The following is a 21,168-nucleotide window of genomic DNA, read 5'->3' on the forward strand; positions in this document are numbered from 1 at the left end:
ACGCTTATTATTGACTGAACATGCTACTATATAGACTAATGAGTTCAAGAAGGAGCAATCATCATGAAAATCGCAATTATCGGGGCCGGCCCCCGGGGGTTAATGACCCTGGAGCGGCTGGTCGCCCGGCATAACCGGGATCATTTCCCGCTTTCGGTCACATTATACGATCCAGCCGGTATCGGCGGCATGGTTTGGCAGCCGGAACAGCCGCTGGCCTTGATCATGAATACCATCCCCATTCAGATCACCCTGTTCACGGATGCTTCCGTGACTTTGAGCGGCGGTCCCCTCACCACTGGACCCAACCTCTACGAGTGGAGCAAACAGGTGGCCCCGGACTGGCTGCCCAAACAGACCTGGTCCACGACCCAGGCCCTGCGCCGGGAAGCGGCCCAACTGTCCGAACGCGGCTATGCCACCCGCGCATTATACGGTGCCTATAACCAGTGGTTCTATGAGTTCGTCCGCAGTCAGGCGGCCGACGCCGACATCACCTTCCAACCCGCCCAGGTCACCGATCTCCAGTGGCAAAGCCCCACCGCGGTGCGGCTCACGGCGGGCCGCCAACATACCACCGTCAATGGGGTCGTCATGGCTCTGGGTTACAGCGAAAACAAGCTGACGGATGAACAGGAAAAGTTTGCCCGCCATGCGGCCCAAAACGATCTGTTGTATATCCCGCAGCGCAACCCAGCCGACGCAGCGCCGCTGCTCAAAAAAATCGAAGTCAATAACAAAAATGGCGAACGGGTCATTCTGCGCGGGCTGGGGCTGAGCTTTTTTGACTACGTCACCCTTTTAACGACCGGCCGGGGCGGCACGTTCGCCGCCGATAAAGACGGCCGCTTGACCTATCGGCCCGCCGGCAACGAACCGCATATTTACGCCAGCTCCCGCGGCGGCTTCCCGTACCGGGCCAAAGGATACAACCAAAAGGCTGATGGCGAAGAGGACGTGCCGCAATTTCTGACCCCGGCCAAATTGGCCGAATGGCAGGCGGCCGGGCACGTCTCCGGATTGACTTTCTGGCATCTGCTGCAGGCCGAAGTGGAGTACGTCTACTACAGTCTGCTGGTGCAAGAACAGTATCCGGCCATTGACTTGGCCCAGCTGCAGGCGGCTATGCGCGCCACGGCCCATCCGACCCGCAGTGCCAACCAGTTCGGCGTCCCAGCCGCTCAGCTCTGGGATTGGCCGAGTTTGATCAACCCCGCCCAAAATACGAACGCCGCCAGTTTCCCCCGCTACATTCAAGATTACTTAACCCGAGATTACACCGAAGCCGCCCGGGGGACCAAGACCGGCCCCTTGACCAGTGCCTTGGAAGTCTTCCGGGACATGCGCGACCCGATTCGTCAGGTGGTGGAAAAGGGGCTGCTCAGCGATACGGACTATTGGCAGATTTTCTTAAAGGAATTCCAGCCAATCAATGATTTCCTGTCCATCGGTCCACCGGCGCACCGCATCCAAGAACTGGCCGCCCTGGTTTCCGCCGGTATCGTGACCCTGGTGGGTCCGGCCATGACGGTTGAGACAGAACCGCTGGGTTTCACAGTCCGCTCCTTGAAATACCCCGCCCGCCAATATCGGGCCAGCAGTCTGATCGAAGCGCGGCTGCCAGCCGTCAATTATCCCACCGCGGATAATCCGCTGATTCAGAGTCTGAATAAAAACGGCCTGCTTCAGCCCCACACGCTGCATCTCAACGATCAAGTCCAGCCCACCGGGGCAATCAGCGTGGATCGCCAAACCGACGCCTTGATCACTGCCGCCGGCGATCCTTTGGCCAACGTCTACCTCTACGGCGTACCCACCGAAGGCCTGCACTGGCTGACAACTGCCAGTCCCCGGCCCGACGTGAACGACGTCACCTTGAAAGAAACCGACGCTTTGGTCAATGCGCTCGTGGGACAGTTAACTCGGTCGGAAGACTGATTTTGCTTATGCAGACCTTAAGAACGCCCGTTACGGAACTCCGCAGCGGGCGTTCGCTGGTATACTGGACCTACATCATCGAGAAGTGAGGAAAGAAATCATGCGCAAGTTATTTCGTTTTCTAGCGATTTTGATCACCGCCGTGGCTGGCGCGCTGCTCCTGTCCACCCCAGCCCACGCCGCGGATAACTGGAGCCAGCCCATTGTTACCCTGGGCACCAGTCTAACGGATAGTCAAAAGAGCGGCACCATCAGTACCTTAACCGCCCCGCTGAATGGGGCCAGCTATAACACGATCACCGTCACCGGAGATACCCTGGTCAAATACCTGAACCCCAGCGGTTCATCCTTCACCAGCAGTTCCGGCGTCTGGTCCAGTGCCGCCGTTCAAAAGACCAGCAGCGGCAGCGGCATCAACGTTCATATCCTGCCCTATAACGGCAAGAACAACATTACCCAGATCACCGCGGATCAGTATAAAAACGCCGCGCTGACCGCCGGCGTGACGGATGCCAATATCTACGTCACTTCGGCCGTGCCCATTGACGGTTCTGGTGCCCTGGCCGGCGTTTACGCCGCCTTTGCCCAAAACGGCGATGCGTTGAACCAGAAGCAGGTTACTGCCGCTCAGAACGAAATGAGTACCCTGAATGACATCAACCAGGCCAACAAGGGTAAGGATGGATACTCCGATGCCCAGTTGAACAACGCCGTGGCCGGCGCTAAGGAGGAAATGGCGCAAAAAGGAACCAGCATTTCTACTGGCGACATCACCACCATCGTCAATAACCAGCTGAATAAGAATAATCTGGGCACCATCATCAACAATAACCAGAAGCAGCAGATCATCAACATACTGGTGGAAATCCGTAATTCCGGTGCCCTGAACAGCAGCAGCTTCAAAGAACAGGCCAGCAAGGTCATGAACGATATTCAAAGCAATGCCAAGGGTATCTTTGATAAGCTGAATACCCAGGAGAACCGGAACCTGCTGCAAAAGGTCTTGGACGCCATCGGTCAGTTCTTCCAGAACGTCTGGAACCAGATCGTGAACTTGTTTAAGTAGTGCCTTTAAGCTTCCTTTTACGCAACTAAACCAATCACTTCACAAATTTTTGCAGTTTGTGAGGCGGATTGGTTTTTTAATTCCCATTTCCCACTATAATCAATACGAAAGATAGTGAAAAGAGACGCAGTCCATTCGGGGAACGGGCTGCGCCAACTAGGGGGACTGACTTATCATGGAAAAAGAAGATTTCTTGGAACCGCGCGTGCGCCAAGATCTTACTTTCGTTCAATACCTATACACCCATAACGGCCATGCCACCCGCAAACAAATGGCCACTGATCTGCAGGTGGATCCGCGCTTAATTGCCGACCACATGGCGATTCTGGGGGATCAGCTGAATAACCTTTTCCCTAACGCCCCATTCCACTTAGGGTCGCCGGAAGCCGAGTATATTCTCGACCTGATCAACCTGCCCACCCTTGATGACGTGACGAACATGCTGATTCGAGACAGTTCTGCGTACCAGATATTGATCTACATTTTCTGGCACAACGAGTTCACCATGACCGCCTTGCAGCGGGCCTTATTGATGAGTTCATCCACTTTGTTCCGCCACGTGACTCGCTTGAACGAGTATTTGGCAGAGTTCCATTTGGTGATTCGCAATAATCGTTTGCAAGGCCGAGAATTGGATATTCGCCACTTTTATTACCAGTTGTTCAGTGTCGTCAACGGACATGATGCCCGCTTGACCAATGCCAACAATCCGCAAATTGAGGAATTTATCCATGACTTTCAAGAAGAAGTCACCGGCCGATTGCCCCAAAATACGCGGCAGTCGATCCGCATCTATTTGCATGTCGTGCTCCAGCGGGTTTCGCTCAACCATCCGCTGAACGACAACACCGGGGCCTTCAAGCTGTCACTGATCCAAGACCTGCCCAAAGTGCAGAAAATGTTTGCCATTTGGGACCGGGTCTTCGCCAAAAACACCCACATCGCCACGGAATTTGAGGGCATCGCCTTTTTTGTCTTTTCTTTCTACGCCCGCATTTTCCCGATGAAGAGCGAACTGTACAAAAACCTGTATTTGGGCATGACCCAGTTCAGTACACGGATGCGCAGTTATACCCACGCGGTGATGGACTTTTTAGCCAGCAAATTCGATATCTCCACCATGCACCAGGAACTGCAGCTGATCTTTTTCACTGAACTGACCACCTTGGCGCTGATGCCGGGGACGATCACCAACGCCCACCAGTTGGTGTACACCGCCATGCAGGGCGTGTACTGGAAGCCGGAATCCGGTCAGATGAAGTTCATCCACGTGGTGATCTCCCGCCTGCAGCGGCTCTCCACGGCGTTCAGCGCACCCGGAGCAGAGGCGGTCCTGACCGAACGCTTGACCATGACCCTGCTGCTGCTGCGCCATACCCGCCGCCAGTACCGCATCGGCCTCTTGACCAGCCACGACCTGCCCGTTAATTATTACCTGCGCAAGGCCCTGAACGAACAGATGACTGCCAACTTCAACGTGGTCGTCACCAACTACGATTCCACTCAGAGCTACGATATCATCCTCACCACCAGCATGGAGATGGCGGATCTGATGGGCATCAAGAATGACCTGCCCCTGATCCAGATGCAGGACTTCGGCACTGGTTCGGATTTCGTCGTCTTGTACTGGTATCTGGATACTCTGGTTTCCGGCTATCTCAGGACTGATCTGCCCGAGCCTTGAGCAGCGCATCCATCGTCTGATTCAACAGCGTATCCACAAACACATTCCCTGAATTCGTCGCATGGCCCTTGGTCCACTGCAGATCCAACTGTGAGAAATGCGGCAAGATTGCCGCCAGTTCCCGCCATAATTCCGCATTCACCAGCGGCTGGTTATTCGCCCGCTGCCAGCCGCGACGCTGCCAACCGCGCAGCCAGCCTTTATTGATTGCATTCAGCACATATTGGGAATCCAGCGTGGCTAAAATCGGCTCTTGGTTCAAGCCCAATTGTTCCAAACGGCGCAGCGCATTGAGCAGGCCCATGATTTCCATCCGATTGTTGGTGGCGCCAAATTCGCCTGCCGAGCCGCTGTATTTCTTCTTATCCTGAGTCACCAGCAAATAGGCCCAGGCCGCCACGTCCGATTGTTTCACGTGACCGCCGGCAACGTTGCCGGTATTCCGCGAACCGCCGTCGCTCCATAACGCGACGGTGTATTTTTTTTGCGGTTGACTTGGCGCATTGACCGCCGCGGCGGCTTTCGGCTTACTGGACGTCTTGGGTCCCCCCGCCGCCACCCACGCTGCCGCTTCCGTACGGGTCGGAAAACTCTTATAGCGGGCACCGGGGAACCCGGCCACCAATTTTTGGGTCGTCGGCCAATCGGTAAAGACCCCCGTCTTTTTACCCCGCGCCACTGCATAATATTTCTTTGCCATGTCTTTGCTGCCTCCGTCTTTTTTCGATACCTTCCATCTTACCGGCCTGCTCGGCCGCCCACAAGCCCGATTCTGTGCGGCGGCTGGCGCCCTTTGTTATACTAAAGAGAGTGAAACTTCAAGAGAAAGCAGTGTGGCGTTGTGGAACAATTTGAAAAGTACCATCCAATTATGACTCCCCGGTTTACCTTCGATTGGCTGACCGTCTCCACGGTGAAAGACGTGTTTGCCCTGCGGCATGATCCGGCGGTTGCCGCCCAAACGAATCGGCCGGCAGACGCCGACATCAACCAAACCGTCGATTACATCAGCCACACCATGGTGGCCGTCATGCGCAACCGGCAGCTCACCTGGGGCATTACCGACCGGAGCGCCAAACAATTCGTCGGTATTTTTTCCCTCGACCCCATTGATGAAGACAGCGGCCAAGCCGGCCTGCACCTGGAATTGGTGCCTAAAGAACTGACGGCGGCGAGCGTGCGGGAAATCATCGGCCATATGTCGGCCTTTGCCTTTGCTGAACTCGGTCTCAGCTCCCTGACGATTTGGGTCCCCGCCGGCGATACCACGGTGCAGCCGACCTTAACGGCGCTGGGTTACAAGCCGGCGTCATACACCGGCGACGGTGCACCGGACGACTTTGATCTCTATCAGATCAGTCGAGCCGTCTCCATTACGCCGCCGGGCGCTGAATAATCGGTATTAAGACCGACGACACCCGCCGGTCTTTTTGTTATTCTAACGGCAGAGAGTCTAGGAATTCGAAAAGGAGCTATTAGCCATGTACTTTCCCATGATGTGGTGGTGGGATCCCACCTTCTATTTAGTTATTATCGGTTTGGTGCTCTCCGGAGCGGCGTCGTGGTATGTCAACAGCACATTCCGTAAATACGACCAGGTCACCAGCCGATCCGGCGCCAGTGGTACCGATGCGGCCGCCTATATATTGCGATCAGCCGGTATTCACGATGTCCAGATCAACCGGATTGCTGGTAATTTGACCGATAACTACAATGGCCGAGATAAAACGCTGAATCTATCCCAGTCTACGGCAGACTCCACGTCTGTCGCCGCCATTGGCGTGGCAGCCCACGAATGCGGCCACGCGGTGCAGGACAAGGTCCGCTATTGGCCCATGGCCCTGCGCGCCGGTATTGTCCCCATTGCTAATCTGGGCTCGTCACTCGCCCTGCCAATCATCTTAGTGGGCGTGCTGCTTGCCCATAGTCAATTGTTAATCAACATCGGCATCGCGGCCTTCTCCCTGGCCCTGCTCTTCCAACTGGTCACCCTGCCAGTGGAATTCAACGCCTCCCGCCGCGCCGTCAACATCCTCTCCAGCTCACCGCTGCTCTCCGGCGATGAAGTCGTGATGGTGAAGAAAGTCTTAACCGCAGCCGCTCTGACCTATGTGGCCGCTGCGCTGACGACGTTCCTGCAATTGCTCCGGTTAATCATTCTCTTCGGCGGCAATCGGGATAATAACTAAACTTAAACTTGCACTGTTTGGACCGTTTGACGAAAACGGTCTTTTTTCCGCCTCCAAATCGGCCTATCAAAAAATTGATCTAATTAACCCAATTTCCGTTTTCTTCAGCTGATAATTTGGAAAAGCTAGAATTGCCAAAAAACAGGGAGTAAAAAAATTCATTAGTTGCTTCAGAATTCAGCGTTCTATGGTGCGTTCTTGCTCAGACCACCGGTGTAATCACTAATTTCCAATTATGTGTACCCTTGTGTCCATTCTACTGTGCATACCAGTTTTTGTAGAATTATCTAGCAAGCTTTGACCGCTACAGCGATCAACACATTGATAGAACTCAGTTTCTGGTCTGAATTAGTGTAGCACAGTTAATGAAAGCCCTTTCAATAATGTGATATACTTACCTTAAATAAGTGGTACCAAACTAAAAGTGCGCACGGAAGATGAACAACTCATTACTCACCTCTACCGTAGACACATGCCGCTCCACACACATCTTCAGGAGAGGAGCGATTGCAATGAAAAAGGCAGCAAATTGGTTAGTTGCTGTTTTATTGATTGCCGCCCCACCAATTTGGCTAATCTTTCTCGCCGTACTCCAATCGTGGGTACGGGGCCCGGACGCCAACGGGCCTTTGTCAGTAGGACGTATGCTTGGGATCTACTTGTTACTGGGTCTTATTGGGTTTGGCGTAGTCGCAATCCTCAGTATCTTTACTCAACTCTTGTCAAAGCAATTATCAATTACCGCGTTGGCGATAAGTATTCTAGCTGATATGATTCTTTTTTGGCTGATTATTATGGGCTATGCCAGTCCTGTACTCCATGGTCAAACTGCGTATGCCGTTCTATACCTCACTCAATTATTTCCGATAATCATCGGCATCACCTTATTCTTTTTGGCCCGAGTAGTTGCATCGCGAGAAACTAAATCCTGAAACCCTTATCAAAGAGCAAAAAAATCTGGAGTATGCCGCGATGGCTTCTCCAGATTTTGTTTTGGTTTGTAAGCTTTGCCATTGGATAAAAACCGTTCCTGCCAGCAAGATGAACCCATGCGAGTACTTCAGTTTACCGCCAGTAATTATAAAAAGTCCCGCAAAATATCGTTAAACGCAGCTGGGACCTCCGCCATGATATCGTGCCCGCACCCATCAATCGATTGGGTCTGGATCTGCGGATTCCACTTGACCGCCCAGTCGGCATAGCCGTCAGGGAAATACGGGCTCTGCAAAGCACTGATCATTAGCGTCGGACAACTGATTTTTTCCACCACCGGCCGCCAATCGGCGCGCAGGTGATCGCTGAGCAGTTCCTCCGCGGCGATGCGGAAGAACGGGTGGGCCTGCTCGGCCGCTTGCAACGGTTGGGCGACTGCCGGATCCAGGCCCTGAAGCGTCTCATGATGCCGGCTCATCAGTTGGAAGAACTGATGGACACTGGCCCGGTCGAGTCCCCGAAAACCGTACCACCAGTCCTGAGTATTCACCATCTTCGGACTTTGGTCCACCGTGACCACCGCCTTGATCGGAAACGCCGGATAATCTTTCAGAAACGCCCAGATGACGCTAGCGCCCATGGAATGACCGACCAGAATCGGGTCATGCACAGCCAACGCATTCAGCACCGTATGCAGGTCCCCGGCCAGTTCTCGCAGACTGGTGGCGGTGTCGCCGCCGGAGGCACCCTGACCGCGGTAGTCCCAGGTGATGGCCTGATAACCCCAAGCGGTAACGGCTGGAATTTGCGCCGCCCAGATCTCCTTGAATCCGCCGAAGCCGTTCAAGAAAACAATGGGTTGACCCGTACCGGTGACCGTGACGGTAACAGGGGTATTTTCTGCCACTTGGATCTGCATATATTGGAAGCGTCCTTTCTGAACTGCTAAAGAATTGGGGAGAGAAGCCGGGAGAAGTACTGCTTGAAGCGCAGCCAGCGTGATTGTTTGGCGATCGCTTGGCGGGTCAATAACGTACTGTCTTTGATATCGGCGTTAAAGATGTCCGTAAACTGCTGGGACACGCGGGAATCGTAGATGAAGCAATTGGCTTCAAAGTTCAGCGCGTAACTGCGGATATCCTGATTCATGGAACCGACAGTGACCACCTTGTTGTCCATGACGGCAGTCTTGGCGTGGATAAAGCCTTTGTCGTAAATATAAATCTTGACCCCCGTTAAGGTCAATAGATTCGCGTAATACTGCGTGGCCCGGTAGATAAACGGATGGTCCGGCTTGTTGGGAATCATGATGCGGACGTCCACGCCAGAAGCGGCCGCCACCATCAGAGTATCGATCATACTGTCATCGGGGATCAAGTACGGGGTCTGAATCCAAACCGATTTTTCCGCCAGCATAATCATCCGCATCATACCGCCCTTCAGGATCTGAGCGGTGCTGTCCGGTCCATCGGAGACCAGCTGGATATTGGCATGGCCGTCCAGTTTGGGATCAGGATGGCGGAAGTATTTCGGCTGGAAGGTGATCAGCTCGCCATTACGGCCCACTGAGGCGTTCCAGTCCATGGCAAAGCGTTCCTGCAAGGACAGGACCGCGGTACCCTCCAGGCGGACCTGGGTATCCCGCCAGTAACCGAACTTCTTCGTTGGTTCCACGTATTGGTCGCCGACGTTGAAACCGCCGGTGTAACCGATGCGGCCATCGATCACCACGATCTTGCGGTGCAAGTGATAGTTGAGCCGAGTCTTGGCGACCACGTTTTGCGCGGTAATAAACGGCACCACCTGGCCGCCGGCGGCCTCATAGTCCCGGAACCAGCGGCGGCTGGTGTGCGGCGATCCCCAAGGATCATAGATCAGCCGGACTTCCAAGCCCTCTTTGGCTTTCTCCGTCAATAAATCAAGAAATTGATTGCCAATGTTGTCGTTGAAGAAAGCATAATACTCCACGTGGACGGTTTCTTTGGCGGCGCGGATATCCTGAAAAATCGCCTGGATCTGGGCTTGCCCATCCGTGTACACCTGGACGAAATTCCGCTTGGTCAGCGGCGCGTCCTGGGCGTTCACGAAATAATGGATCAGCTGGCGGGCCGTGTGGGTGGTCGTATGGTCAGAGCGTTCATTATCCGGATCGGCTTTATCGTCGGTGAGGATCATCTGCTTCAAGTGCTGCAACCCAATGTGTTCCCCATGGCTGATATCGAAGATTTTTTCCTGGGCTAAGCCGCGGCCGAGAAAGGCGTACAGTAAAAAGCCGACCACGGGCAAGAGGACCAGCACCATGAGCCAGGCCAGCGTACTGGCAATATTCCGGGGCCGGTGGAAAACCGTGACAATGGCTCCCACCGTGTTGAAGATCATGATAATGACGAAAATGGTGAGTGCGATGCTCACGGCGGTCATACCTCCCAGTAAAACCTAGATAACTCTAGTATAAACGTTGGCGCGAGTGCTTGCCAAATAACGGTTTTGTAAGGGGTATCAGGGATGGGCTCTCCCTCTAAACGGGCTCCGGCGACCAGAAGCTAGGTGATCAGGCAGGCCAGGCACAAATCCGGGGTTTGTGCCTGGCCTGCCTGATCACTACGCTTCTACCCGGTCGCCTGCGCCCTCTCTTACCCGAACAAACATTTCAGTTGCCTTCCTTGCCCCCATGCTATAAGATAGTGATGTAAGCATTTTACTTATTTTTTATTAGTGATAATTTCTCAAGGAGGCTTTTTTGCGATGGCTGATAAAATCAACGCGTCAGATGCAATGATCAAGGTATTGCTCGATTGGGGGATCGATACCATTTACGGATTGCCTGGTGGTTCCTTCGACTCCACCATGAACGCCCTGTATAATTTGAAGGATCGAATGCATTACATTCAGGTTCGCCATGAAGAAGTTGGGGCTTTGGCGGCTGCCGGACAAGCGAAAATCACGGGGAAGATCGCTGCTACCTTCGGCTCTGCCGGTCCTGGTGCGGTGCACTTGCTGAATGGGTTGTACGATGCTCAGTATGACCACGTGCCGGTTTTGGCCTTGGTTGGTCAGGTGCCGACTAGCACGATGAACACCAGCTACTTCCAGGAAATGAACGAGAACCCGATGTTTGCGGACGTTTCTGTATACAACCGGACGGCCATGACAGCGCAACAACTGCCGGCCGTCGTTGATGAAGCCATTCGGCAAGCAATTCGCCATAACGGTGTCGCTGTGGTGACCATTCCGAAGGATCTGGGCTGGACACCGATTGAAGATAACTATGTCAGCTCGGCCTTTACTTATCAAAAGGCAATTCTGCCGGGACCGGATCCTGATAAGATTGCGGAAGCGGCGAAGCTGTTGACTGCCGCCAAACGGCCGCTGATCTACATCGGGAAAGGGACCAAGGGTGCCGGCAAGGACGTTATTGCCTTGTCTGATAAACTCCACGCGCCGATCATGTCCACAGCGATTGCCAAGGGGATCGTGCCCGATGACACACCGGCTTACATGGGTGCGGCGGGCCGAGTCGCTACCAAGCCCGGGATAGAGATTTTGCAACAAGCCGACACCATTATCACGCTGGGGTCCGATATGCCGTTCCAAGGTTACTTTGAAAAACCGGATGCCACCTTTATCCAAGTGGACATTGACGGTACGAAGTTCACGCGCCGCCACAAGGTTGACCTGGCCATCTTGGCGGACGCCAAGAAGACCGTGCAAGCCTTGCTTGAAAAGGTTGACGAAAAGCCGGAAAGCGGCTGGTACCGCGCAGCATTGGCTAACCGCCAGAACTGGGACACCTGGGTATCCAGTTTCGAAGATGATGATCGCACGCCGTTGCGGGTTGAACCGATCTTCAAGGAAATCAATGCCATGGCCACCAACGATGCCATCTTCCAAGTCGATGTGGGTAACGTCACGATCGACGGTTTCCGCTTCTTGAAGCTGCATGATCAGCAGCGCTTCAGTACGTCTGCTTGGTACGCCACCATGGGTTATGGCGTGCCGGCCGCGATCGGCGCTCAAACCAAGTACCCGGATCGTCAAGTTTGGTCGATCTCCGGTGATGGCGGTTTCACGATGGTGATGCAAGATATCATTACCCAAGTGAAGTACAAACTGCCGATTATCAACGTGATCTTGTCCAACCAGAGTCTGGGCTTCATTGAAGCGGAACAAGATGACAGCAAGCAGCCCCACTCCGGAGTGGCCCTGCAGGACGCCGATTTCGGTTTGGCCGCCAAGGCCATGGGTGCCACGGGCTTCACAGTCCACACCCTGCCTGAATTGAAGGAAGCCTTCGCCCAAGCCAAGACAGCAGACGGCCCGGTGGTCATCGACGTGCACATTGCCAACGATCGGCCGCTGCCGGTTGAACAATTGCAGATCGACCCGAAGACCCAAGACAAGGATGCTGTTGCCGCCTTCACCAAGAAGTACGAGACGGAAGGTTTGATTCCATTGACAGACTTCTTGAGTAAAGAAAACGCCTAATTAGTCAGCGATGCGTTAACTATAGCAGCGCCCCGCCAAGTTGGTGGAGCGCTGTTTCTTTTTATCGCTAGGATAAGACTTTAGTCGGTGGGCCAATTTGGCAAGCATGATATACTTGTAGTGATAAAGAAAGCAAGGGATGCGTACGATGAGCGACTGGTGGCTAATCTTCATGATCATCATGGACGCGGTATTGCTGACAGGCTGTATCGTCTCCATCTTCTGGCAAGCGCAAATTGTATTACGAGCGCACTATAATTACTGGCCGTTTCTGCTTGGCCTAATGGTCGTTGGCTGGGGCTGGACCGGCGCTGGCATTGCCAACAATTGGGTCCGTTGGCTGCTCGTCCTGTTCCTCGCCGGCTTCCTGCTGAATTGTATTCAAGCTGGTGTCGGCGGGATCGGTGATAAGCGCTTGGTGAACAACGGCTTTATTTCCAGTGTGATTCGTTACGACCGTTTGGCCGGGATCACGCTGGTGCCAGTCACTCTGCCCAACGGCAAGGACCGCGTGGTGGCCATCTTCATCACCACCACGCAGCGCCGGATTCAACTCACATTCTCCCAAGCATTGCCGACGATTCAGGAGGAACTGCGCAAGTTGGTCCCGGGGTCGACCCCCATTGAAATTCAGAATATCGAACAATAAAAATGCAGAAAAGGTGCCTCGCCGTGCAACCGTTACGTTGAATGGCGAGACACCTTTTCTGTAGCCTCAATTCATTAGGCTACCTGATCATTCCTCCGGTTGCTGGACCAACCGGTACCCCACCCCGATATAGGTCTGAATAAATTGCGGCGCGTTCGGGGCCGCTTCAATTTTCCGCCGCAGGGTGGCAACCGCGACCCGCAACGAGGACGTATCTGAAGTGCTTTCGGCGCCCCAAATCTTGGTCAGCAGATAGTGGTGGGTGAGTACCTTATCGGCATTCCGGGAAAACTCAGCCAGCAGTGCATATTCAATCGCGGTCAGATGAATCGGTGTGCCGCTCAACGTAACCACCTGGGCATCGTAATCAATCCGCAGCGCCCCGTTGCTGTACTGGGTCGCCACAGGGGTAGCCGTTTGTTGGACCAGGTAACGATTGCGCCGCAAGGCCACCCGAATCCGGGCGAGTAATTCAGCGACCGAAAACGGCTTAATCAGATAGTCATCCGCGCCGAGGTCTAGGGCGTTGATCTTGTCGCTCTCCTCGCCCCGAGCGGAAATGACGATGATCGGCGTGGCACTTGTTTGTCTGACCTGCTGAATGATCACTGTACCGTCAATATCCGGCAAGCCCAGATCCAACAGAATCACTTCCGACCGATAACTGGCAATCAGAGTCTCTGCCTGGCTGCCGTTATGGGCCCATTCGTTGCCGTAATCATTCGCTTGCAAGGCCATCTGGACCAGCTTTCCTACTTCCAAATCGTCTTCAACAAGCAAAATCCGATGTGTTTTGATGTTACGCCCCTTCTTTCTCTTGATACCGCGGCAGCGTGAAGTAAAAGGCTGCCCCCTGCGGATCAATGTTGTATACCCCAATTTGGCCGCCGGCGGCTTGGACAATGGTGCGGCATAGGGCCAAACCAATGCCCATCCCGTGCCGTTCGCTGGTCTGCTGCTGTTTGCTGTAAAACAATTCGAAGAGCTTCTTCTGCTCGGCTTCAGGAATATGCGGCCCGTCATTGGCGATCGTAATCAAGGCCATCGCCCCTTCATTTCTGGCGGACACGGTGATATGCGACCCTGCCGGGGTATATTGGATGGCATTATTGATGATGTTCACGAGGACTTGGACGATCAATTGGGCATCCGTGCTGACTAAGAGCAGATCATCGTTGATCGCCGTCCGGAGGTGATGTTTACTGGCTTCTGGGTGCAGATGCTGCATTGCTTCCGCCACGATGTCCGTCACCAGTTCCGGTTCCCGCTGAATCACGATCTTGCCGTCAGTAAAGCGGGTCATCGCCAGCAAGTTCTCCACCATCCCGGTCAACCACACAGCGTCGGCATAAATTGACTGGTACAGTCCATGCCGCTGGTCCGCTGAGAGCCGATCGCTTTGATGCACCAGCATATCGGCATTGCCGGAAATTGTGGTCAACGGCGTGCGCAGGTCATGGGAAATGCCGCGCAGCAAGTTAGCCCTGGTCGTCTCTTGATGCATCAGCTTGGCGACCCGCCTCTTTTCTTCCGCTTCCTGGACCCGTTGGATGGCCAAGATGCTCGTATCGATGATCGAGTTCAGCAGCGTGCGGGTATAAAAGTCGATTGACGAGCTGCCCTGCATAGCAATACCCAACACGGCCACCGGTGGATTGCCTTGAACCCCGTTGATTGGTAAATACAACCCGGCCGCCCGGGGCAGAGTGTCGGTGTGCCGGCCGGCGGCCTGCCCGTTTTTCAACACCCAGGCCGCTACTGCCCGTTCATTGGCGGTGAAATAGGCGGTCAGCTGATTGGCGGTACTGCCCGGCAGTTTAAAGGGCAGCCCCAGTTTGTCCCCTTGCCGGGGATAAAGGAATACATCCCGGTTGACCAGCCGCTGGACATGGGTGCCGATCACCAATAAAACATCGGTGAGATCCTGGGCTTTTTCCAATTCATGACTGGCATTCAGCAGAATCTGCGTCCGCTGCGTCTGCTGGGCTTCATCCGCGGCTTGCCGGCGCAGCCGGGTAGTCCAGGAGCCGCTAAGCAGGCCAACGACGGCCATCATCGCGAAGGTGACAATGTTCTCTGGATCACTGGCGAACGAGCCATAGGGGACGGTGAAGAAATAATTGAACAGGGCGACGGCGACGATTGCCGCCACCGTGCTGGCACTACGGCCGATCGTCACCAGCGCACTCAACAGCACCCCAAGGATGTAGATCAAAATAATGTTCTCTTGCGCCACGTGCAGCGGCATCAAGACCAGGCCCACGCCCGTACAGGCCGCTAGAATCAGCATCGTGCGCACAGCATCCTGCCAATAGATTTCGGGCCATTGCCAGCGCCGGCGACGGTGCGCCTTCTGATGGGGGATGACATATTTATCCACCTCCGGCAGGCTCTGGTTCAACTGGTCGATGATACTGCCCCGGTAGCGCAGCCGGTTATACAGGGATATATTACCCGCCCCCAGGATCAGTTTGGAAATATGGTTGCTCTTGGCGTACTCAGCAATCAATTCCGCCCGTTGCTCGCCGTAGAGAACCGCCACCTGCATCCCCAGCTTTTCCGCCAGCCGCATATTCGCCGTCACCGCCGCCGACGGTTTCGCACCGGCGATGCGGGGCGAAATATAGAGGGCTGTGATGTTGCCGGAGAAAGCGTGGGCCAGCTGCATGGCCGAACGCAGCACGGCCTTGCTCGTCTCAGAACCGGAGAAACATACCAGCAGGTTTTCGGTGGTCGTCTCCTGGCGGGTGGCCAAACGCATCGTCATCCGGCGCAAGGCGATTTCTCGCAGTGACGACAGGGTAGTCAGCGTGAAGAAATGCTGCATCGCTTCTTGCGCCATGTCTGGGCGATAGATTTTGCCCATCTTCAACCGTTCCAGCAGATCCTTGGGATCCAAGTCCACCAGTTTGATCTGATCGGCTTGATCAAAGAAATCATCCGGCACTGTTTCCCGAACGTGCACGTGGGTGAAGCCCTCCACGATATTGTTGAGGCTCTCCAGATGCTGCACATTCATCGTGGTATAGACCGAGATGCCCGCCGTCAGCAGTTCTTCAATATCCTGGTAGCGTTTCTGATGCCGGGTCCGATCCGTATTCGTGTGGGCCAGTTCGTCCACCAGTAAGACCTGGGGATGCCGCTTCAAAGCGGCAGTCAGGTCAAACTCATTGACCATCATCCCTTTATAACTCATTCCCTGGGGCAGCCGTGCCAGCCCCTGGACCAAAGCCATGGTATCCGGGCGGGCTAAGGGTTCAACATAACCGACAACGACATCCACGCCGCGCTCTTGCAACTGGTGGGCTTCCTCCAGCATCTGGTAGGTCTTACCCACCCCGGCTGCATAACCAAAAAATATTTTGAGCTGTCCGCGTTTACCAGTTGCCGGCGTGCTTGTTTGTGTGTCCATCGCTATCCAATCCCTCCCACTGTGCTGTATTATACCACCACCATACCACGAAGACAGTAACTGGCCCAGGTGGCAATGCACCGGGCAGTTACTGTCTTGACAGAGCTTATTTCAATTTGGCCAGTGCTTGGTTGACCGCCACGACATTCACGGTCTGCTGACCCAGAATTTGGGTGGCGGCATTGGTGGCCTGGCGCTGAATCGTCTGACGTACCACCGTTTGGCGCACGCCGCGGGCTTTGGCAATCCGCGGTACCTGCCAGAGGGCCGCCGCCAGACTGATATCCGGATCCACGCCGCTGCCGGACGTGGTGATCAATTCCTGGGGCACCGCTCCCCGGGCGTCTGGATTGCGGGCCGCGATGACCACCGCCAGGGCCTTAGCTCGTTTACGAAAAGCGGTACTGGCCGGGCTTAAATTAGTCGGCCCGGCCTGCAGCGTCTGGCCGTCACGGGCAATATGCATGGCCCGTCCCCACAGATCGCCATCAGCGGTCTCCGGTTGGACAATTAACCGCGAGCCGGTCACTTTTCCTTTGGTGCGGATTAGACTGCCATTGGCCTGATCCGCCATAAACGTTTGGCCGATTCCCGTCACCACAGCGGTATAGAGCCCGACGATGACCATACAGCCCAGCAGGATCCAGCCTGCGCGCAACCATGTCTTCATTTCTTCCAGCCTCCTAAAGCAGCGCCACCAGCGGCGCAATCAGCAAATCAATCAACTTGATCCCGATAAAGGGCACGATCAGCCCGCCGACGCCGTACAACCACAGATTGTGCTTCAACAATTTGGCGGCAGGAATTTCCTGGTATTTCACACCATTCAGCGCCAAGGGAATCAGGGCCACAATGATCAGGGCATTGAAGATCAGCGCGGACAGAATCGCGCTGGTTGAACTGTGCAAGCCCATGATGTTTAAGACCCGCAGCGGTGGATACAAATTCATGAAGATTGCCGGAATGATCGCGAAGTACTTCGAAATATCATTGGCGATCGAGAACGTCGTCAAACTACCCCGAGTCATCAGCAATTGCTTGCCGATGCGGACGATATCGATCAGCTTAGTCGGGGAAGAATCCAGATCGACCATATTGCCGGCTTCCTTGGCCGCTTGGGTGCCAGAATTCATCGCCACCGCCACATCGGCCTGAGCCAGAGCCGGCGCGTCATTGGTGCCGTCGCCGGTCATGGCCACCAGATGGCCCTGCGCCTGGTACTTATGGATTGTCTCCATTTTGCTTTCCGGAGTGGCCTGGGACAGAAAGTCATCCACCCCCGCCTCAGCGGCGATCGCCGCCGCCGTGACCGGATTATCGCCGGTGATCATGATCGTTTGGATCCCCATCTTGCGCAAATCGCCAAACTTCTCTTTGACGCCGGGTTTAATGATGTCTTTCAGGGCAATGACGCCGAGGACGGTATAGTCCTTCGTGACCACCAGCGGCGTGCCCCCTTGGCGGGCCACTTGGTCCACTGCCGCGGTGCAGTCATCCGAGTAAGTATGCTGGTGCTGCAGAACATACTGTTTCACGTTTTCGGCCGCCCCTTTGCGGATCTCAATACCCTGATAATCCACGCCGCTCATCTTGGTCTGAGCTGTGAATGGAACGAAATGATACTGATTATGACCGACTTCGCGGCCACGCAGATTGAACTGCTTTTTGGCCAGCACCACGATGGATCGGCCCTCCGGTGTCTCGTCGGCTAACGACGCCAGTTGGGCGGCATCCGCTAGTTCTTCGGCGGTATGCTCGGGCATCGGGATGAATTCGCTGGCTTGGCGGTTACCGAACGTGATCGTCCCTGTCTTATCCAGCAACAGGACATCCACATCCCCGGCGGCTTCAATGGCCCGACCACTCATGGCCAGCACATTGGCGGCGTTGAGCCGGCTCATGCCAGCGATGCCGATGGCTGACAGCAAAGCCCCAATTGTGGTGGGGGCGAGGCAGACAAACAGGGCAATCAACCACACGATGGAAATCGGATTGGCCTTCCCCATTAATTGGGCAGACAACTTGGAATACGTAAACAGCGACGCGGTGACCAGCACAAAGATCAGTGCTAGGGCCACCAGCAGGATCTCCAGGGCGATTTCGTTGGGGGTTTTTTGCCGGTTGGCGCCCTCCACCATGCCAATCATTTTGTCCAAGAAACTATGACCCTTTTCCTGGGTGACTTTGACCACCAAGGTATCCGACAAAACCGTTGTCCCGCCAGTGACCGCGGAACGATCACCCCCGGCTTCGCGAATCGTCGGCGCCGATTCGCCGGTGATCGCGCTTTCGTCCACCGAGGCGGCGCCGACCACGACTTCACCGTCCGCCGGAATCTGTTCGCCGGCCTTGACCAGGAAGTAGTCGCCTTTTTCCAACAACGGCCCGGCCACGTCTGTGTATTGGTCCGGGTGTTGCGGGTCAACCACCTTGTGCGCCGTGACGTCTTTCCGAGAGGCCTTCAACGTGGCCGCTTGGGCTTTGCCCCGGCCCTCCGCGGTTGCTTCAGCCAAGTTCGAGAACCAGCAGGTGATCCATAGAATAATCGCCACAGTGGCAATGAAGCCGCTGGTGACGATGTGGTCCGTGATCCCCGCCAAGGATAAAACAAACAGCAGCGTGGTCATTGCCGCCGAAATATACACCAGAAACATGACCGGATTGTTTTTTTCATCGTTAACGTTCAGCTTGCGGACAGCACTCCACATATTGGTCCCAGTCAGCAAGCGTTCTTTAGACATTTCTTTCTTCGCCATCACGTCGTATTCTTCCTTCCTGAATTAATGCGTTAAGGCATCGACGATCGGCCCCAGCGATAGCGCCGGGAAGAAGCTCAAGACGCCGATGATCAAGACCACGATGAGCAGCAGGATCACGAAGGTGGCATTCGTCGTCTTCAAAGTCCCGGCTGTTTCGGCGGTCAGCTTCTGTTCGGCCATTCGCTGGCCAATATTGAGCATGGCCACGATTGGCACGAACCGGGCCGCGGCCATGACCAGTCCCAGACTGATATTCATCAGCGGCGTGTTGGCGTTGAAGCCGCCAAAGGCCGACCCGTTATTGCCCCCGGCCGACGAAAACGCGTAGAGAAATTCAGAGAAGCCGTGAGCCCCCGCATTCGTTAATGACTGGGCAGCTACCGGCAAAGCGGCCACGATGCCACTGCTGATCAAGATGGTTAGCGGCGTGGCCAAGCAGGCCAGCACGGCCATGCGCATTTCTCCCGGGCCGATTTTCTTTCCTAAGTATTCCGGTGTCCGGCCGACCATCAGGCTGGCGATGAACACTGTCAGCAGGACGAACCCAAGCATGCCGTAAAGCCCGGAACCAACGCCGCCAAAGACGACTTCGCCGGATTGCATCAGCATCATCGGTAGCAGGCCGCCTAAGGGTGAAAAGCTGTCCAGCATGGCATTGACCGCACCATTGCTGGTCGCGGTGGTACCCACGGCCCAAATTGCCGAGGCGGGTACGCCCAGCCGGGCTTCTTTGCCTTCCATGGTGATCGTGCCCAGGCCGGCCACATGCACCCCGCGGGTTTCCGCCCAGCCGGTGACGCCTAGGCCGATCAGGAACAAAATGCCCATGGCAATGAAGAACATCCAGCCTTCTTTGGGTCGGCCGATACTCCAGCCAAAGGCAAAGACCAGGGCCATTGGCAGCAGCACAATAGCCAAATACTCAATGAAGTTGCTCACGGCATTGGGATTCTCGTAAGGATGGGCTGAGTTGGTCCCTAACACGCCGCCGCCGTTGCTGCCAAGTTGCTTGATCGCCACTTGACTGGCTTGGGGGAAAATCGGCAAGGTTTCTTTCGTGACGATCCGGGCCTTGGCCACCTTTTTGCCAGCCACGGTCACCGTATCGGTCCTGGTATTGACCCGGGCGCCGGGAATGAGATTACCGTCCGCACTCACCGCCACCGGCTGACTCAAGGTGGCCGTCGTAAATCCGTTGGTGCTTTGCGGTACCCCGCACCAGATCAGCAACAGGGCGGTGCATAGGCTCAGCGGCAGTAAGATATACAGAATGGCCCGGATCATATCCTGCCACAAATTGCCTAACTCATGGCGCTGGTGTCCCGCCAAGCCGCGGATCACGGCATAGACAACGGCAATGCCCACGGCGGCGCTGGCAAAGTTCTGGACGGTGAGGCCCAGGACCTGCGCAAAGTTCGATAGCGTCAATTCGCCCGAATAGCTCTGCCAGTTCGTGTTCGTAACGAACGAAATTGCCGTATTGAAAGCCAGTGACCAGGACAGCCCGGCGAAGTGCTGGGGATTGCCCGGCAAAAAGTTCTGGAACCGCAGGATCAGCAGCAGCACTGCGAAGCTCAATACAGAGAACGCACCAACCCCCAGCGCATACCGCCGCCAGTCCATTTTTTCATCCAGGCGCAGCCAGCGAGTCAGCCGTTTCTCCAACGGACCCCAAATCAGCGTCAACCAAGTGTTCTGGCCAGCCATCACCTTGCTGATATACCGCCCTAGAGGAATCGCCAAGAGCAGCGGCACCAGTAAATACACTGCATAAGTCCCTACCATCGTCATCACTTCTTATCACCTCGTACCAACACGTTCAACAAATAAGCCAGCATCAACAGCGTCGTGATTAAACCAATGAGTTCGACCATGATTCCATGTCCTCCTGATTTTATTTTCTGAAAGCAAGTATAGCGGGGACAATGTAAAAACGGTGTGAGGGATTGGCGGCGAGTGTTAAATCGGTGTAAAGATTCTGAATAATAATACAGCCGCCCGTTGAATCGTTCAGAAAGTCTAAAACAGCCTATCCTAAGCAGACAAGTAGCAT

16 protein-coding genes are annotated in these 21,168 nt (G+C 55.0%); 8 read left to right on the forward strand and 8 right to left on the reverse strand.

Annotation, left to right across the window (positions count from 1 at the left end):
• Positions 1–63: 63 nt before the first annotated feature.
• The 3 genes from FMM01_RS08540 (at position 64) to FMM01_RS08550 (ending at position 4,688) form a co-directional block, all read left to right on the forward strand.
• Positions 64–1,938, forward strand: a complete 1,875-nt coding sequence (locus FMM01_RS08540; protein ID WP_150392219.1) for an FAD/NAD(P)-binding protein — start codon at positions 64–66, stop codon at positions 1,936–1,938.
• 100 nt (positions 1,939–2,038) lie between these two features.
• Positions 2,039–3,004, forward strand: a complete 966-nt coding sequence (locus FMM01_RS08545; RefSeq protein ID WP_150392220.1) for a DUF1002 domain-containing protein — start codon at positions 2,039–2,041, stop codon at positions 3,002–3,004.
• 175 nt (positions 3,005–3,179) lie between these two features.
• The gene (locus tag FMM01_RS08550) at positions 3,180–4,688 is read left to right on the forward strand and encodes an AcpB/EbpR/MafR family transcriptional regulator (RefSeq protein ID WP_150392221.1); all 1,509 of its coding nucleotides are present in this window, start codon (positions 3,180–3,182) and stop codon (positions 4,686–4,688) included.
• On the opposite strand, the gene FMM01_RS08555 is transcribed toward FMM01_RS08550, so the two are convergent.
• Positions 4,663–5,388 (reverse strand): ribonuclease H family protein, encoded by a 726-nt coding sequence (locus FMM01_RS08555; RefSeq protein ID WP_027827948.1) that lies wholly within the window; start codon positions 5,386–5,388, stop codon positions 4,663–4,665. The two genes, FMM01_RS08550 and FMM01_RS08555, sit on opposite strands and share 26 nt — an antisense overlap.
• A 141-nt stretch (positions 5,389–5,529) precedes the next feature.
• Between FMM01_RS08555 and FMM01_RS08560 the strand changes: the two genes are divergently transcribed.
• From FMM01_RS08560 to FMM01_RS08570, 3 genes are all read left to right on the forward strand, one after another.
• Positions 5,530–6,084: a GNAT family N-acetyltransferase gene (locus FMM01_RS08560; protein ID WP_063516814.1), complete on the forward strand. Its 555-nt coding sequence runs from the start codon at positions 5,530–5,532 to the stop codon at positions 6,082–6,084.
• A gap of 85 nt (positions 6,085–6,169) precedes the next feature.
• The gene (locus FMM01_RS08565) at positions 6,170–6,877 is read left to right on the forward strand and encodes a zinc metallopeptidase (RefSeq protein ID WP_027827949.1); all 708 of its coding nucleotides are present in this window, start codon (positions 6,170–6,172) and stop codon (positions 6,875–6,877) included.
• 512 nt (positions 6,878–7,389) lie between these two features.
• Positions 7,390–7,809: a hypothetical protein gene (locus FMM01_RS08570; protein WP_150392222.1), complete on the forward strand. Its 420-nt coding sequence runs from the start codon at positions 7,390–7,392 to the stop codon at positions 7,807–7,809.
• A 146-nt stretch (positions 7,810–7,955) separates the two neighbouring features.
• On the opposite strand, the gene FMM01_RS08575 is transcribed toward FMM01_RS08570, so the two are convergent.
• Positions 7,956–8,729, reverse strand: a complete 774-nt coding sequence (locus FMM01_RS08575) for an alpha/beta fold hydrolase (protein WP_150392223.1) — start codon at positions 8,727–8,729, stop codon at positions 7,956–7,958.
• 26 nt (positions 8,730–8,755) lie between these two features.
• Positions 8,756–10,222: a cardiolipin synthase gene (gene cls, locus FMM01_RS08580; protein ID WP_419554994.1), complete on the reverse strand. Its 1,467-nt coding sequence runs from the start codon at positions 10,220–10,222 to the stop codon at positions 8,756–8,758.
• A 333-nt stretch (positions 10,223–10,555) separates the two neighbouring features.
• On the opposite strand from cls, the gene spxB reads away from it, so the two are divergent.
• On the forward strand, positions 10,556–12,295 hold the full coding sequence (gene spxB / locus FMM01_RS08585) for a pyruvate oxidase (protein ID WP_150392225.1): 1,740 nt from the start codon (positions 10,556–10,558) through the stop codon (positions 12,293–12,295).
• 139 nt (positions 12,296–12,434) lie between these two features.
• Complete coding sequence (locus FMM01_RS08590) at positions 12,435–12,944, forward strand: hypothetical protein (RefSeq protein WP_150392226.1); 510 nt, start codon at positions 12,435–12,437, stop codon at positions 12,942–12,944.
• An 87-nt stretch (positions 12,945–13,031) separates the two neighbouring features.
• Here FMM01_RS08590 and FMM01_RS08595 read toward each other — a convergent pair whose 3' ends face one another.
• The 5 genes from FMM01_RS08595 to kdpA all read right to left on the reverse strand — a co-directional run bounded on the left by FMM01_RS08595 (position 13,032) and on the right by kdpA (position 20,906).
• A complete protein-coding gene (locus tag FMM01_RS08595) occupies positions 13,032–13,808 on the reverse strand; it encodes a response regulator transcription factor (protein WP_473772540.1) in 777 nt (258 codons plus the stop codon).
• On the reverse strand, positions 13,744–16,356 hold the full coding sequence (locus tag FMM01_RS08600; protein WP_150392227.1) for a sensor histidine kinase: 2,613 nt from the start codon (positions 16,354–16,356) through the stop codon (positions 13,744–13,746). The genes FMM01_RS08595 and FMM01_RS08600 overlap by 65 nt, the downstream gene beginning before the upstream one ends.
• Positions 16,357–16,462: 106 nt before the next feature.
• Positions 16,463–17,026 (reverse strand): potassium-transporting ATPase subunit C, encoded by a 564-nt coding sequence (locus FMM01_RS08605; protein ID WP_150392228.1) that lies wholly within the window; start codon positions 17,024–17,026, stop codon positions 16,463–16,465.
• Positions 17,027–17,039: 13 nt separating this feature from the next.
• Positions 17,040–19,097, reverse strand: a complete 2,058-nt coding sequence (kdpB, locus tag FMM01_RS08610) for a potassium-transporting ATPase subunit KdpB (RefSeq protein WP_419555027.1) — start codon at positions 19,095–19,097, stop codon at positions 17,040–17,042.
• A 39-nt stretch (positions 19,098–19,136) separates the two neighbouring features.
• On the reverse strand, positions 19,137–20,906 hold the full coding sequence (gene kdpA, locus FMM01_RS08615) for a potassium-transporting ATPase subunit KdpA (protein ID WP_150393263.1): 1,770 nt from the start codon (positions 20,904–20,906) through the stop codon (positions 19,137–19,139).
• Positions 20,907–21,168: the final 262 nt, after the last annotated feature.

It is taken from the genome of Schleiferilactobacillus harbinensis (assembly GCF_008694105.1).
GTDB lineage: Bacteria > Bacillota > Bacilli > Lactobacillales > Lactobacillaceae > Schleiferilactobacillus > Schleiferilactobacillus harbinensis.